14 protein-coding genes, 1 tRNA gene and 1 pseudogene are annotated in these 14,203 nt (G+C 55.8%); 9 read left to right on the forward strand and 7 right to left on the reverse strand.

The window, feature by feature from the left end:
• Positions 1-13 precede the first annotated feature (13 nt).
• Both AB1J88_RS08260 and AB1J88_RS08265 read left to right on the forward strand, forming a co-directional pair.
• Positions 14-451 (forward strand): Lrp/AsnC family transcriptional regulator, encoded by a 438-nt coding sequence (locus AB1J88_RS08260; protein WP_145597868.1) that lies wholly within the window; start codon positions 14-16, stop codon positions 449-451.
• A 58-nt stretch (positions 452-509) separates the two neighbouring features.
• Positions 510-836, forward strand: a complete 327-nt coding sequence (locus AB1J88_RS08265) for a YceK/YidQ family lipoprotein (protein WP_430290747.1) — start codon at positions 510-512, stop codon at positions 834-836.
• A gap of 63 nt (positions 837-899) precedes the next feature.
• Here the strand turns inward: AB1J88_RS08265 and AB1J88_RS08270 are convergent, their stop codons facing one another.
• Complete coding sequence (locus tag AB1J88_RS08270) at positions 900-1,571, reverse strand: Bax inhibitor-1/YccA family protein (protein WP_430290748.1); 672 nt, start codon at positions 1,569-1,571, stop codon at positions 900-902.
• 123 nt (positions 1,572-1,694) lie between these two features.
• Here AB1J88_RS08270 and AB1J88_RS08275 point away from each other — a divergent pair.
• The 4 genes and pseudogenes from AB1J88_RS08275 to AB1J88_RS08290 all read left to right on the forward strand — a co-directional run bounded on the left by AB1J88_RS08275 (position 1,695) and on the right by AB1J88_RS08290 (position 4,238).
• Positions 1,695-1,782 (forward strand) — tRNA-Ser (locus tag AB1J88_RS08275).
• 258 nt (positions 1,783-2,040) lie between these two features.
• Positions 2,041-2,205, forward strand: a pseudogene (locus AB1J88_RS08280) (DUF159 family protein); the annotation flags it as partial.
• A gap of 426 nt (positions 2,206-2,631) precedes the next feature.
• On the forward strand, positions 2,632-3,081 hold the full coding sequence (locus AB1J88_RS08285) for a hypothetical protein (protein WP_041072612.1): 450 nt from the start codon (positions 2,632-2,634) through the stop codon (positions 3,079-3,081).
• 971 nt (positions 3,082-4,052) lie between these two features.
• On the forward strand, positions 4,053-4,238 hold the full coding sequence (locus AB1J88_RS08290) for a hypothetical protein (RefSeq protein ID WP_222019472.1): 186 nt from the start codon (positions 4,053-4,055) through the stop codon (positions 4,236-4,238).
• A 102-nt stretch (positions 4,239-4,340) separates the two neighbouring features.
• On the opposite strand, the gene AB1J88_RS08295 is transcribed toward AB1J88_RS08290, so the two are convergent.
• From AB1J88_RS08295 to AB1J88_RS08310, 4 genes are all read right to left on the reverse strand, one after another.
• Positions 4,341-5,717, reverse strand: coding sequence for a GntP family permease (locus AB1J88_RS08295; RefSeq protein WP_108182563.1), 1,377 nt, complete (start codon positions 5,715-5,717; stop codon positions 4,341-4,343).
• 90 nt (positions 5,718-5,807) lie between these two features.
• Positions 5,808-6,638 (reverse strand): amidohydrolase family protein, encoded by an 831-nt coding sequence (locus tag AB1J88_RS08300; protein WP_430290749.1) that lies wholly within the window; start codon positions 6,636-6,638, stop codon positions 5,808-5,810.
• A gap of 28 nt (positions 6,639-6,666) precedes the next feature.
• A complete protein-coding gene (locus AB1J88_RS08305; protein WP_430290751.1) occupies positions 6,667-7,956 on the reverse strand; it encodes an MFS transporter in 1,290 nt (429 codons plus the stop codon).
• A gap of 133 nt (positions 7,957-8,089) precedes the next feature.
• Positions 8,090-8,821 carry a GntR family transcriptional regulator gene (locus AB1J88_RS08310; RefSeq protein WP_150708456.1) on the reverse strand — a complete coding sequence of 244 codons (732 nt, stop codon included), beginning with the start codon at positions 8,819-8,821 and terminating at the stop codon, positions 8,090-8,092.
• 289 nt (positions 8,822-9,110) lie between these two features.
• Between AB1J88_RS08310 and AB1J88_RS08315 the strand changes: the two genes are divergently transcribed.
• Positions 9,111-9,581 (forward strand): hypothetical protein, encoded by a 471-nt coding sequence (locus AB1J88_RS08315; protein ID WP_085654133.1) that lies wholly within the window; start codon positions 9,111-9,113, stop codon positions 9,579-9,581.
• A 270-nt stretch (positions 9,582-9,851) separates the two neighbouring features.
• Positions 9,852-10,244 (forward strand): Imm41 family immunity protein, encoded by a 393-nt coding sequence (locus tag AB1J88_RS08320; protein WP_145593480.1) that lies wholly within the window; start codon positions 9,852-9,854, stop codon positions 10,242-10,244.
• 80 nt (positions 10,245-10,324) lie between these two features.
• Here AB1J88_RS08320 and AB1J88_RS08325 read toward each other — a convergent pair whose 3' ends face one another.
• Complete coding sequence (locus AB1J88_RS08325) at positions 10,325-10,636, reverse strand: hypothetical protein (protein WP_045122409.1); 312 nt, start codon at positions 10,634-10,636, stop codon at positions 10,325-10,327.
• A gap of 471 nt (positions 10,637-11,107) precedes the next feature.
• Here AB1J88_RS08325 and AB1J88_RS08330 point away from each other — a divergent pair, with 471 nt between their 5' ends.
• Positions 11,108-11,536: a hypothetical protein gene (locus AB1J88_RS08330; protein WP_430290752.1), complete on the forward strand. Its 429-nt coding sequence runs from the start codon at positions 11,108-11,110 to the stop codon at positions 11,534-11,536.
• Between the two features lie 204 nt (positions 11,537-11,740).
• Here AB1J88_RS08330 and AB1J88_RS08335 read toward each other — a convergent pair whose 3' ends face one another.
• Positions 11,741-14,131: a membrane-bound PQQ-dependent dehydrogenase, glucose/quinate/shikimate family gene (locus tag AB1J88_RS08335; protein WP_430290753.1), complete on the reverse strand. Its 2,391-nt coding sequence runs from the start codon at positions 14,129-14,131 to the stop codon at positions 11,741-11,743.
• Positions 14,132-14,203 lie beyond the last annotated feature (72 nt).

Genomic DNA, 14,203 nt, shown 5'->3' on the forward strand with positions numbered 1-14,203 from the left:
CCGGAGTTGCGCCATGACCGACGATATCGACCAGACTCTCATCAGCGCCCTGATGGAAGACTCACGCCGCTCGCTCAAGGCACTGGCGCAGATCAGCGGCCTGTCGTCGCCCAGCGTGGCCGAGCGCCTGCGCCGACTGGAGGAGCGCGGCGTGCTCAAGGGCTATACGGTTGAGATCGACCCGAAATGCTTCGGCTATCAACTGCAGGCCATCGTTCGGGTGCGACCGTTACCGGGGCAATTGCAGGAAGTGGAACGACAGATCCTGTCGATTCCGGAATTCACCGAGTGCGACAAGGTCACCGGGGAGGATTGCTTCATCGCCCGCCTGCACGTGCGCTCGATGGAACAGCTCGACACCCTGCTCGACCGCCTCAACACACTGGCCGAAACCAACACTGCGATCGTCAAGAAGACGCCAGTCAAGCGCCGGTTACCGCCGATGGCGTGAGTGCTTTTTGCGCGTGTTCGGCGTAGATTGAGATTTTTCCGGCGAAGGATTGGCGGTAATGAGAATTCAGGCAGTGATGCTGACGGTGTTGATGCTCACCGGGTGCGGGACAGTGCAGACCCTTGTGCTCAGTGACAAGGCTTCCGTAGATCAGTTGAAAACCAAGAAAACCTATTGCGGCGCCGTTCCGCGCATTTACAGCGGTGCGACCTACGACTTTTGCATGCTGCACGCCGAAAAACCGGATGACGTCGACGCGTTCAATTACAACAATGCCTCTCTTGGCCTGGTGGTAGATGCCGCGGTTTCGGGTGTGCTGGATACATTTCTGCTGCCCTACACCATTTACAAGCAACAGGCTGATGGCAGCATCGTGATCAACTGATCTGCTTTTCGCAAACAACAAAAAACCCGCCGATGCGGGTTTTTTGTTGTTTCAGGCCGGCGATCAGTCGTCGCGGCTCATGATGCCGAAGATCTGCAACAAGCTGATGAACAGGTTGTAGATCGATACATACAGGCTGATGGTCGCCATGATGTAGTTACGCTCGCCACCGTGGATGATCGCGCTGGTCTGGAACAGAATGCAGACCGACGAGAACAGTACGAAACCGGCGCTGATCGCCAGTTGCAGGCCGCTGATCTGGAAGAACATGCTTGCCAGCGTCGCTCCCAGCAGAACGAAGAAACCGGCGGTGATGAAACCACCGAGGAAGCTCATGTCCTTGCGGGTGATCAGTACATAGGCCGACAGACCACCGAACACCAGTGCGGTCATCGCGAATGCCGAACTGACCACTTCAGCGCCGCCCTGCATGCCCAGGTAACGGTTGAGGATCGGGCCGAGCAGGAAACCCATGAAACCGGTCAGCGCAAAGGCGGACACCAGGCCCGATGCCGAATCACGGAGTTTGTTGGTGAGGAAGAACAGCCCGTAGAAGCCGATCAGCACCACGAAAATGTTCGGGTAGCCGACACGCATCTGCTGCGCCACGAAAGCCATCACACCGCTGAATGCGAGGGTGAGCGCCAGCAAGCCGTATGTGTTGCGCAGGACGCGGCTAACCTCTAGCTGCTCAGCCTGCACGCTGTTGTGAACTGCGTAATCCTGTTCGCGCATGGCGACACTCCTGTTGGTTTGAAACGTTCAGTGGCAAAGATCATAACAGACGCTCTGTAACAAGCCATGCACAGAGTTTGACAGTGTGTTTCATTCAGGTATTATGGCGCCCGCAACGCAAACGGAGGTGTGGCCGAGTGGTTTAAGGCAACGGTCTTGAAAACCGTCGACTGTAACAGGTCCATGAGTTCGAATCCCATCGCCTCCGCCATATTTGATACGACAAAGCCCTGATTATTCAGGGCTTTGTCGTTTCTGGCGTTTACGAAAGTTTCTGCCTTTCGATATGTGTTCCATAGCTTTTGTGGGCGCGTTCCATAACTCCGACCGATTTCTCCCCTCTCCGGCGTCCTGCCAATCGTTAAAACACTCTTCATGTAACACGGTGCTACGCTGATCCCTTGGCTGCCAAGGAAACCAAAATGCCCAACTCCGACCTTCTCCCTTCCCTGCTCTTCAAGATCAACGAAAACTCGCCCGGGAGTGGTTGGACCCGGCCACGCGGAAAGAACGCGCCGAACAGATGGCGCTGCACCAAGGTGAACCGACAGAGGCGTTCGAGTGGTTCAAGGTTGACCAGGCCGTGGGGAACGTCCGGAATCAAGGCCCCGACCTGATTAAGCCTATCGGATGATGGTTAGAACAGCCGGTGACCAACAACGCCAGAACGCATGCCCACAGGATTTTCATGGTAGCCCCTATAAAAAATAGGAGTGTGCCGCCGCGAATGCAAAAATGAGCAGCGTTACTGAGAAATTTCACGCACATAGGCTAGCTCGGAAAAATGGGTGTGGGGAGCCGGAAACGAAAAAGCCCCGGCAAATGCCGAGGCTCGTTGACTTCCTTAACACGAAAAACTCGTCTTCGCGACAGTCTTTGCACGAAAAAATCGAAAATCAACTGAAATTTATAGCAGTCTTTGGCCTGCCTTCACTCGGACGACTTAACTTAAGACCAATCTGCAGAGCATGTGTAATATTACGTCGCCATCAGCCCACTGCTGATCGAGCGCTTTGGAAAGCGCCGGAAACAACCAATGCTTTCAAGAATGGAGTTATAAATGCGCAAGCTCTTCGCCTTTGCACTTGCATCTGCCCTGTCTTTTACCGCCCAAGCAAACGAGTGGCGGCAGTTCACCTCAACGATGTACGTTCTCGACCCGGCCGGAGAGCAACCGTTGCTTGCGATGGCAAGCTTGTTTGAAGGCGAACACGTGGTCATGAATTTGGTGGACTTGTCGGGGGCATTTTGTGAAAAAGGGGAAAACTCTAATCCTAGACCCGCAGGCCCTTTTCAAATAAACGGAACCAATGTGAAGTTCGTTCAAGCCTGCCTCGGTGGGAAAAGAGTTCTGTCTCCGGAGACTGAAAAAGGAAAAGCCTTCTTGGCTAATGCAATCCTCGGCGGCCCAGCAACCGTAGTGATTGAGGGCGGCGACGTCGTCAAGTTCTCTTCAGAAAACTTCGAGGCTGCGAAAAAGGCAATGCTCGATACCAATTCGGCACTCTGATCCAAAAATGATCTAGGAGGCGCCGAGCAGGATTCATGCTCAGCGTCTCCAGCTTTAAATCTCGCCCCACCCCGAAAGCAAGTTTGAGGTCAGGGTACGCGGGCTGCCGGTGTTGATTCCGTACGTCGCACTATCCGGCTATCGACGTCCAGCCATTCCCGAGTGCTGCCCTGGCTACAGGTGAATTCGAGGCATAAAAAAAACCGCAGTGGGCGGGCTTTCTGTTACCTGGCACTACTTATTTTCCTGGCGGCTACTCGCGAAACCTTGAGTACTACCAGCGCTATTAGCGCACCGACAACCCCGCCAAATAGTCCCATCTGAAATGCTGCAGATGGCTCCATCCAACAAGGGCTCAATGGCTTAAAAGGATAGTAGAGGCATGGCTCAGGAAAGAGTGCCCGCCATACTGGTAACGCACCGCCGATCATCAGCAACCCTATCGTAAAAAGCGCAAAAGCTTTCCATTGCGGTATGACGAGAAACTGCCTCCGAAGCACTGCTAAGGCGATGACTAATACAAACGAAAAGAAACCGGGAAGGTAAAGTGTCACGAAGTAGATTTGGTCGAGCTCGTGGCCGGCAGTATCCATATCACCTCAGCAAAAAAACCGGCGATTGGCCGGGCTTGAATGTCTATGTGCGTTTCGCGTTACTTGTGCACCATGGGAAAACTACCTTACAAATCCCAACATAGAAATACCTTTATGCCGCATCTTCAGAATTTTCATCAAAGACGACCTGCCACACAGGCTTTAACGCCTGAACATCCACTTCTGAAATAGCTTCACGCAGGAAATTCCACACCTCCTTCCAGTCGCGATCCCAAACTTTCGGCTCGCCATGTATGCCTATGAGTCCTTACACAGAAAGCTCACCCAGGCGCGCAAGGAGTACTGCTCGGCAGTCAGGTCTGGAGTTCGTCGCAGTGACCAAGCGCTGCGCCAAGAACAGCCGACGCAGGTGGCGGCGTGAAGCGCTTCATCCGCCGCAAGGTTGAGGCCTGGTTGATATTGGTGGCCGCGAAGATCCTCGAAGGCCGGAACGTCCACCGCTCGCCCGTCGTCTTCCGACATCACTTGTTCGACCTTGAAATGATGGGAGATGTGGCTGTCTTCGACAGGCAACTTTCGACTGTGGATTCAACCGGTCGGTGAGGCACTGGGCGAGTCCAATCCGCTGCAACTGCCGCGCCTGATCGACGGCCAATAAGGAGTTTCACAGATGGCGGCGTCCTGATTGGACGCCGCCTCAGGTCATCACACGACTACGTTCAACAGCAACACCACAATCAAACCGACCACGGCGACGATCGATTGCACCACCGAAATAGTCTTGGTGGCTTCGCCCATCGTCATGCCGAAGGATTCCTTCACCATCCAGAAACCTGCATGGTTGGCGTAGTTGAAGAACAACGAGCCGCAACCAATGGACAAGGCCAGCAGCGGCAGGTTGAGGCTGGGATCAGCACCGGCCAGCGGCGCGAGCAAACCGGCAGCCCCCACGATACCTACCGTGGCGGAACCGGTCGACACCGAAAGCAACATGGCGATCAACCAACCGAGGATCAGCGGAGGGAACGCCGACTGCTGAGTCAGGTGCACAATCGCATCGCCCACCTTGGCGCTGGTCAGCAGTTCCTGAAAGGCACCGCCGCCGGCGATGATCATGATGATCGAGGCGATTGGCTTGAGGCTCTTGCCCAGCGACTCTCGCAATTGCCCCGCATCGCCGCCGCGCGCGAGTACCAGACTGGCCCCGGCGAACAGCACGCCCAGCAACATCGCTATCAGCGGATTGCCGAGGAAACCGGCCATTTTCAGCAGCGCATTGTCCTTGGCCAATACCATCTCGGCGACGGCATGGATCAGCATCAGGATCGCCGGCAGCAAGGCTGCCAGCACGCCAAGGTATACGCTGGGGCTTGGTTTATCGTCGGTTTTTTCAGCCAGGGTGAACTGATCCAGCAACACCTGATCGGGCCGAGTGCTCATGCGCGGGGAAATGAATGCGCCATACAATGGGCCGCCTAAAATCATGGCCGGGATAGCCGCCAGGAAACCATAGAGCATGGTCGGCCCGACCGAGGTTTTCAGCGCGGCGATGGCCGTCAACGGGCCAGGGTGCGGCGGAACCATGCCGTGCATGGCGGCCAGTGCGGCAATCACCGGAACGCCCACATAGACATACGCTGAACCCTTGAAGCGCGCCTGACCTTCCAGCTTGCGCGCCACGCTGAAGATCAGCGGCAGCATGATCACCAGGCCGACCTCGAAAAACATCGGAATGCCAATCACAAACGCGACCATCATCATCGCCCACGGAATCATCCGATCCGTTGTGCGCTTGAGGATGACCGCAGCAATCTGCTCGGTGACGCCGGCGTCAGCAAGAATTTTGCCGAGCATCGCCCCCAGCGCGATGACCACCCCCACTGCCCCCAATGTCTTGCCGGCGCCGGTGACCAAGTGGGAGACGATGCCATCTGGCTCCATACCGGTTGCAAAGCCTACGCCGACGGAAACTACCAGCAAAGCCAGCAGCGGGTGCATTTTGAGGCGCGAGACGATCAGCGCTACCAGCACCAGGACGCTGATCAATGCGGTCAGTAACAGATCTATATCTAAGGGAGTCATGAAAGGTTCTCGGTTGGGCTGGTGCCCAAATTCTTGTAAGTGGGTGAGATGAATGGCATCTGCAACGGCTGAGTTTCAGCGTTCGACTTTCTAAAAACCGAATAACCTTCGAGGCGCTTGCACCAGCAGCGAGTCGCTGGCTTGCGCCGAAAGTTCCAAGGCTTGCAACTGGTCGACGACGGTGGCGAAACCGATGCTTTGCTCATGCTGCGTATGCGGCCAGTCACTGCCCCATACCAACTGATGCAGGCCGAAGCTTTGTTCCAGCAACGGTAATGCCCTTCGAGCGAAATCAATGTTCTGTTGTGGCGTACCTCCCAAACGATAGATTCCCGATACCTTGATCCAGATCGGACTTTTAGATCCGGCCTCAAGCAACTCGCCAAACCCGGGCTGATCGAGACCCGCATTCGCGTCCGGCCGCCCAAAGTGATCGATCACCAACTTCACGCCGAACGGCGTCAATTGCTGGATCAGGCCTGGCAAATCCTTGACTTCCCGGTGCAGCTCGACATGCCAGTCGAGATCAGCGATATCGCTGAAAAACCCTTGCCAGGCACAGTCACGAAAATCAGGTAACGCCTTGCCGATCAGGTTCAAGCGCACGCCGACCACGCCCAGTCCAGCCATGTCATTCAAAGTAGAACGACTGACGCTTGGCTCCAGCACCACCACACCGCGCAACTGCTGCGGCGCGTGCTTCAACGCCGCCAACAGGTAGCTATTGTCGGTGCCAAGGAAACTGGGTTGCACCAATACACCGTGACTCAGACCATGCGTTTGCAAATGCTCAAGGTACTGGCCAAGCGTGGCGTCGTACTCAGGGGTGTAGCGCCGTGCACCGATCAGATGCAGATCACGGTCGAACACATGGGCATGGGAGTCGATGCCGGTGATCGACTTGGGGCGGGTATCTGACATGGGTTTTATCTACTGAAGGTTAGGATTGTCACGCCCGAGCGCGTTGATTGCCGTTGATACCGGCCGAAACGGAGGTGGCATTGGCTTCAAGGTTCCTGCCCCGGGTTTCAGGCAGGCACAGTGCGGCAAGCACCGCCACGCCGTAGGCGATCCCGGCATCAATACCAATCGCCGAACCCAGCGACATGGAGTCACTCATGTGCCCGACCAGGAATGGAAATACAGCGGACAGCACTCGGCCAAAGTTGTAGCAAAAGCCAACGCCGGCACCGCGTACATCGGCAGGGTAAAGTTCGTTGAAGAGCGCTCCCAGACTGGCCGGAATACCGGCGGCGAAGAACCCCAACGGGAACCCCAGGAACAGCATCTGCGTATTGGTCAGCGGCAAAAATACGTAGCACTGCACCGTGACCACGCAGCACAAGGCAAACAGCACAATGTTTTTACGACGGCCAATGCGATCGATCAAATAGCCGCTGGCCACACAACCACACCAGAAGGCGAAGATGATCACCGCCAGATACGCGCCCGAGTTCAGCACAGAGAGATTGCGCTCGGTCTTGAGGAAGGTCGGCAACCAGGTCATTACCGCGTGATAGCCACCGTGCGCGCCCAATCCCAGCAGCCCGCCAAACAGGGTCACGCGAATCAGTTCCGGGCGAAAAATGCCGGCGAGCGACTTGAAGAAACTCTGTGGGATGGCGTTGGCTTTTTGCAGACGCTGGAAGCTGTCCGGCTCCTCAACGTTACGACGTACCCAGATGATCAGGAACGACGGCAGCAACCCGACAAGAAACATCACACGCCAGGCCATGTCCTGTGGCACCCAGGTATAGATCAGCGTGAACACCCCGACCGCCAGGCCCCAACCCACCGCCCAGGCACTTTGCACAGTGCCCATGACCTTGCCGCGATAGTGCGGATTGATCGTCTCGGCCATCAGCACCGCGCCGGCCGCCCACTCCCCGCCAATCCCGAAACCCTGCAGCGCCTTGACCACCAACAGCTGATTGAAGCCCGTGACGAAGGCCGAGAGAAAGGTGAAGAATGAGAACCACACAATCATCAACTGCAACGTACGCACACGGCCATAGCGGTCAGACAACGTCCCACCCACCCAGCCACCGAGTGCCGAGGTAACGAGGGTAACGCCGCTGATCAATCCGGCATCGCCCTTTGTCAGCGCGAAAGCGGCAATCAGCGCCGGAATCGCCAAACCGAACATTTGTACTTCCAACGCGTCGAGCGACCAACCGCCGAAGCAGGCCCAAAACGTTTTGCGCTCCCGAGGAGTGACTTGGCGATACCAGCTGAACATGATTCTTATCCTTATAGGTGTTACGCAAGGCAGCCGACAGCCAACCGCACCGCGACAGGGTCAGCTTTGGCAAACAAACAGAAATCGGGCGGCGATCTAGCCGCCGCAGAACGCTCCGCTACGCAGGCAAGCGTCAGCGAATATCCACGCTGTAGCGGAAGTGCTCCGCGTGGCCGCGCGAGCGACGCCATTCCAGCGGGCTACCCGCGTAGTCGCGGGCCAGACGCTCGATCACGATCACCGGACTGTTGACCGCTACCTGGAGCAATCGGGCATTCACGTCATTCACCGATTCAGCGGTCAGCGTCTCTTCGGCCGATGCAACAACCTGTCCGCACACTTCTTCGTAGATCGGATACAGCAGCGGCCCTTCACGACTGAGGTCGATCTCCAGCAGCGCCTGAAACCGCTGGCGGGGCAACCAGATTTCTTCGGCGAGCACCGGCTTAACATCAAGCAGACGCACACGGACAATACGAATGACCGGCGCATCGGCGGGCAACCCCAGTGCTTGCGCTACGGCCGAAGGTGCGGCAACGGGCTCGATCGAGAGGATGCGACTCTCCGGGACCTGGCGCTCACCGGAAACAGTCTGGAATCGGAAGAAACGGAACAATGAGGATTGAAACTGCGCCCGGCGAATGAACGTCCCTCGCCCTTGCTGACGCTCCAGAATGCCCTCACTGACCAACGCATCAATCGCTTTGCGCACCGTGCCGGTGGACAGTTGGTATTCCGCAGACAGCGCCGCTTCAGTAGGGATCGCCTCCCCCGGACGCCAGCGATTATTGGCGATCTGCTCAGCCAGTTGGTCACGCAGGCGTTGATACAGCGGCAGTCGGGCATCACTGGATAAAGAATTCATCGACTTTATTCACCTTGTTATCTAGTCATCTATATGAATATTGCGGCGAGTATTTGCCCAGATAACTTGCCTGTCAAGGAGGGGCTTTTCGTCCTGCTGACGAATGGCTGCCCCACTGCCCTTTTCATAGACATGTAGGGTTGCGCCGGCGATGTCGGATTCTGGCCGAATGTGGAGCGTCAGGAGTGACAGCTATCGGCCAGAAGCGGTCTTTGGGAACGACGCTTTAACATGTTGAAATCGCACCAGGTTAATGATTAGGTTGTTCATTTTCAGGAAGCATTTGTGAATGCCTGTTTTTGAGATTTTGCCGCTGGAAGCAATCGGCCCCGCACGGCTTGGCGCTTCACGTACCGCAGCAAGGGAAGCAATGTCTGTGAGTGGATTCCAGCTGGAGTGCTCCAATGGCCGCGTCGATTATTTCTGCGAATCTTCAATCCAGCTTGAGTACGGCCCTAGCGATGAAGTCCAGTTCATAGGCGTTTCCTGGAGCTCTCAACTCAACTTCACGTTTAAAGGGGTTGATGTTTTTGCTATCTCTGCGGCTGAGTTGTTCTCACTGATGGCTGCCTCGGACGATTCTGGCCCCCATGAGTTCGACCGTTACGAGTACTGCTTTCCGAACCAAATACTCACGCTTTGGGATGCTGATGAACAATATGACCGTCAACGCGGAGAAGAACGTGAGGTGTGGGGCCAAGTCGGGATCGGCAATGATGCGTATGTGGCAGCCATCGAAGCTATTGAGAAAAAGCTGTAACTGGCTCGCAGGAGTGGCGTATTGAAACGCTGCGATGGTGATAATCACTTTGGGCGACCGGTAGCTATGAGTCGATAGAAGCCTGTTATGACCGGCAGAGTTGGGTCGGTGGTTGCCCTTCGTGACAGGCGGGTTTCGGCCAAAAGCTATCGCTGAGAACGCTTCTTTAGTGCCAGAAAATAGTAGAAGGTAGTGTAGGCTATTCGCTGTTAGAGAGCACTCTCGCTGCCCTGCGAAGCTGCCAAGACATATGAGAAGGGACTTACCTCGATGGATGCTCATTCTGTAATCGCTAGAAATTCTTCTGACTGCGAGGAATACGACGACTATTCGTTTATAGGGCGATTACACGAAGAATCAATCTGGGCTCACGATGACTACTGGATGCTGGAGTGGGCGCTATATCAACTCGCGATCGGCAAAAGCCCCTCCCAAGAGCTCTCTAGGCGGATTTTCCGCATATTCAGTTACACCTTTCTGTTATTCGGCTGCCACTTAGATCGTCGAGACAGTTTCAAGATTGAAAACCTCAAAAGGAAGGAGGTTTACGATCTACGTGAAAGAATGCAGCTGGTTTTCGAAGGTTTTTTTGCTGGTAGAATGCCGGCAACCAGCATTTTTTCCGACCCCAATCCTCTGCTCGTCTCCAACCATCAAAGTTGATTGTTTCGGTTCGGTTTCAGCCGGTCGCGAAAGGCTGAAATCGGCCAGAGGCTGCCTCCTAGAAAGCTAACGCTGAGTGGTCACTCGTCAAACAAGGTCCAGCCATGGCAGATGCCGGCAAAGTCTTTAGCCGTAAAAAATAATGTCAGTTCCTTTGGGTCAAATTCTTTGTAAAGCCAATGCCCAGAAATCGGTCCTCTCGTTATCACGTATTCCAAGCGGTATTTTTGAACAGGCCCAAAACTGAAAGAGCGCGAATTCAACTCAAACCTGTCACCTCTGTTGAGCGCCCATAGCTTTTCAACAAGACAGTCATCAAGCACCACCTCTCCCGCTACCTCAACGAGATACTTTGAATGAAGTTTCTGTTGAAGCCTAACGCTTCTGGCCATACATCAACCTACCTATGAGCAGTCCGAGCATCTGCGCAATAATACTGGAACATGATGATGACCGCTTTGGGTTGAGAAAAGTTAGCCTTGGGCGTCCGCTTCTGGCCGTTTCCTGCCTGTCACGACTGACCTAGCGCAGTCTCTCTGCAGCTCTGAAGTTTGAGACGACCATACGCCTACCCAAATCGCCAAATAGCCGGTTCGTCCGAGCAGCAAAACTGCACGATAAGCATTATGCAACTCGTTGTTCGCTCGTGTAGGCACCGCACCGACACATGACGAATCGTACGGATAGTCCGGCGCCATTCCTCTCCGACTGACCCGAGTGCGATTTCTTCAACGCCCAGACAGTCAGTGCAGCGGATCGATGCCGTCGAGATCTGTGGGTCGTCAATGAGAAACCTCTCCAACTTGAGATGGTGCGATCGGCATGTTCAAATGAGCAATGGCCTTTTGCTACGGTACTCTCAATTGAAACAGAATCGCGGAATCATCCTATTTTTTTCGGCTATGACTTTGCTCTTTATCCTGGTACAGGTATGGCACGCAAAATCTGGCCAGGAAGAGAAAAAGCAGGAGCGGGAGCGCCAACTCAAAGGGCTCGCGCTCATCATGAGTGTGCAGTCCGGAAAAGTATCTGATGACTCAACTCGCGTCGATTCTGTGACCTACAGCGATGAGGTCATGCGTATTTCCTACACACTCACAAAAGTTACCAAAGACGAAATCGATTCTGAAGAATTCACCAAGGATGCAAGAGCGATTGCAGCTTCTGCATTCTGTAATGAAAAAGGTTTGGGACAGTTCGTGAAATCGGGTCTTTCCATTGACCTCCTCTACAAAGATTCAACCAGTTCACCGATCGTCAATTTTCAGATAGGCAAGTCCGACTGCCTCTGAAGCCCCCTTGAAGCCCGCCTCTCTCGCGGGCTTTTTTCTGCGTGTCGTACCACAGTGAGTCCGCGCAGCAGACACAACTTCCGGTGGCTGCATCAATCATTTCTGATCGGAAGATCTGTCAATCCCCTCACGCGCAGGCCAGTCAGTGGCGCGCCTTTCATCAATTGAGTCGTGCTTGTGCTTTCCGTAAGCAGGCATGCGGAGTTACTGCACGCCGTGCTCAGGTAACGCAAAGGCCATCACATAGTCCCCCTTTTGCGTCGTCGCCGAGTTACCGCCGGCACTGATGACCAAAAATTGTCTGCCGGTGTATGGGGAAACATAAGTCATTGGAGTCGCTTCGGCTCCGACAGGCAGACGGCCCTTCCACAGTTCTTTGCCGGTGCGAACATCAAGGGCACGGAGGTAAAAGTCCTGAGTGCCGGCCATGAACACCAGGCCGCTTGATGTAGTCACCGGACCGCCCCGAGTGGGCATGCCAATCGGCATCGGCAAATGCGTGGCAATGCCCAGCGGACCCGTTTGCTCGGTGGTCCCCAGGGGCATCGACCAAGCCACCTTTCGAGTCGCCAGGTCGATTGCACTGATGGTGCCGAAAGGCGGCTCCTGGCACGGAATACCCAACGGCGACAGGAAGCGGCCTTGCTCGATACCCCACGGTGTCCCCGCCTGCGGAGCGTTCCCTTCATGGCCGCCGCCACTAAGGGTTTTCGCGTCATAAGCGGCACGGGGGATCATTCGGTTCCAGATGGCTACCCGGGTGTCATTGACGATCATGTAGCCGAGGTTTTCCGCAATGGACACCGATCCCCAGTTCATGCCGCCCAACCAGCTTGGGTACTGGAGCGTCAGGTGCTCGCTCGGCGGCGTGAACTCACCTTCATATCTAGCCTTGCGAAAGTCGATCCGGCATATCAATTGGTCCAGCGGCGTAAGCCCCCACATGCGCTTTTCGCTGAGCGGCTCAGTACCGATGGCGGGCATTCCGGTCGAATAGGGTTGAGTCGCAGAAATTCGCTCATCCGCCACACCACCTTGAGGAACAGGGTGTTCTTCGACTGTCGCAATTGGCTTTCCGTTACGCCGGTCAAGCATGAAGATCTGGCCACGCTTGGTGGTCTGAATCAGTGCCGGGAGCGTTCCTCCATGGCCATCAGGAACATCGTAAAGCGCTGGTTGCGAAGGTACATCGTAATCCCAGAGATCGTGGTGAACCGTCTGGAAGCGCCAGCGCTCGAGGCCAGTCGCGATGTCGAGTGCGACGACGGAAGACGAGTAGCGATCATCGGCCTCGGAGCGATGACCGCCCCAAAAATCCGGAGTGGCATTGCCGGTGGGCAAGTAGATGAGTCCAAGCGCATCGTCAAAGGCCGGTGTCGACCAGACATTCGGCGTACCTGCGGTGTAAGTCTGCCCCTCGGGAGGCTCGCGGGTAATCGCCGGATTGCCCAGATCCCAGGCCCACACCAATGCCCCCGAGCGCACATTGAAGGCGCGGACCACGCCAGACGGTTCACCTGTTTTCTGGTTGTCCCACACCAGCCCACCGACCACTACCAGATCACGCACAACCGTCGGTGCGGCCGTCGGAAAGTACAAATCCTGATCTGTATCGCCCACGCCGATACGCAGGCTTACGCTGCCATGCTGACCAAAATCGCTGCACGCCTGGCCAGTCTGCGCGTCTACTGCAATCAACCGTGCGTCAACCGTGGTCGCGATGATTCGCCGCAAACAGGGCTGCGCTGCAACAGCGTTGTTTGAGGCGGCCAGCTCGTGGGCTTCTTCGTAATAGCCCACGCCTCGGCAACGCGGGTAAACATTGTTTGCCTGGGTTTTGGGGTCGTGATGCCAAATCTCTTTGCCGGTATCCGCGTCCAGGGCGAACAACTGGCTCGACTGCGTACAACCGTAGAGCACGCCATTGACGTGAAGGGGGGTCACCACATGCCCTTGCGCACCTTTGGGTATTTCACCTGTGCGATATGTCCAGGCAAGCGTCAGATTCGACACGTTCTGCGGCGTTATCTGATCGCTCACGGCATGTCGTGTTCCTGAAGGTGTATGACCGAAATAACGCCAGTCGGTCGTGGGTTCGACTGTGCCGACCGCTTTCCCCGGTACAGGCGCCGGCATCCTCTCGGCGGTCAGAATGGGTTGCGGTTGCAAGGCTGCGTAGAGCGTTGCGCACAGCCCCACGACCATGCCCGCAGCCGCCACGCAAGCCAGCCGCGCCAGTGTGCCACGCTGGCGACTGCGCAAATACGGGATCGCCACCAGCACCGGTACGCTGATGACAGCCAGCGCGAAGAGGCGCGAAAACAGCGGCCAGAACGTCAACCCCACATCCAGAACCGACCAGCAGACAGAGCCGGCGAACACCAGCAGGTACGCCAGTGCTCCGGATCGACGTCGACGCAGCATCAACACACCACTGATGGCCAATCCTGCACCTGCCAGGGCGAAGTACCACGAGCCGCCCAGCGCAACGAGATAAAAACCACCCGCTAGCAGCGAAAGTCCGATGAGCAGGATAAAGGAGCAAAGGACAATCAGCAGCGTGGCGGTTAACCGGGAAGTGTTCGATGGCGGCATGGCTTACTCCTTTAAGTGATTACCGACAGAGCCTGCGGTTGGCCGATCGTCAGGCCGTATGTTTCGACCTAC

This window comes from Pseudomonas sp. S8 (assembly GCF_050473925.1).
Classification (GTDB): domain Bacteria; phylum Pseudomonadota; class Gammaproteobacteria; order Pseudomonadales; family Pseudomonadaceae; genus Aquipseudomonas; species Aquipseudomonas parakoreensis.

What these genes read in the sequence shown, in the direction of transcription:
- AB1J88_RS08315 (WP_085654133.1), top strand. Translation starts at nt 9,111, where the DNA reads ATGCCTGTTTTTGAGATTTTGCCGCTGGAAGCAATCGGCCCCGCACGG.
- AB1J88_RS08335 (WP_430290753.1), bottom strand. Translation starts at nt 14,131, where the DNA reads ATGCCGCCATCGAACACTTCCCGGTTAACCGCCACGCTGCTGATTGTC.
- AB1J88_RS08320 (WP_145593480.1), top strand. Translation starts at nt 9,852, where the DNA reads ATGGATGCTCATTCTGTAATCGCTAGAAATTCTTCTGACTGCGAGGAA.
- AB1J88_RS08285 (WP_041072612.1), top strand. Translation starts at nt 2,632, where the DNA reads ATGCGCAAGCTCTTCGCCTTTGCACTTGCATCTGCCCTGTCTTTTACC.
- AB1J88_RS08325 (WP_045122409.1), bottom strand. Translation starts at nt 10,636, where the DNA reads ATGGCCAGAAGCGTTAGGCTTCAACAGAAACTTCATTCAAAGTATCTC.
- AB1J88_RS08295 (WP_108182563.1), bottom strand. Translation starts at nt 5,717, where the DNA reads ATGACTCCCTTAGATATAGATCTGTTACTGACCGCATTGATCAGCGTC.
- AB1J88_RS08305 (WP_430290751.1), bottom strand. Translation starts at nt 7,956, where the DNA reads ATGTTCAGCTGGTATCGCCAAGTCACTCCTCGGGAGCGCAAAACGTTT.
- AB1J88_RS08310 (WP_150708456.1), bottom strand. Translation starts at nt 8,821, where the DNA reads ATGAATTCTTTATCCAGTGATGCCCGACTGCCGCTGTATCAACGCCTG.
- AB1J88_RS08300 (WP_430290749.1), bottom strand. Translation starts at nt 6,638, where the DNA reads ATGTCAGATACCCGCCCCAAGTCGATCACCGGCATCGACTCCCATGCC.
- AB1J88_RS08260 (WP_145597868.1), top strand. Translation starts at nt 14, where the DNA reads ATGACCGACGATATCGACCAGACTCTCATCAGCGCCCTGATGGAAGAC.
- AB1J88_RS08270 (WP_430290748.1), bottom strand. Translation starts at nt 1,571, where the DNA reads ATGCGCGAACAGGATTACGCAGTTCACAACAGCGTGCAGGCTGAGCAG.
- AB1J88_RS08265 (WP_430290747.1), top strand. Translation starts at nt 510, where the DNA reads ATGAGAATTCAGGCAGTGATGCTGACGGTGTTGATGCTCACCGGGTGC.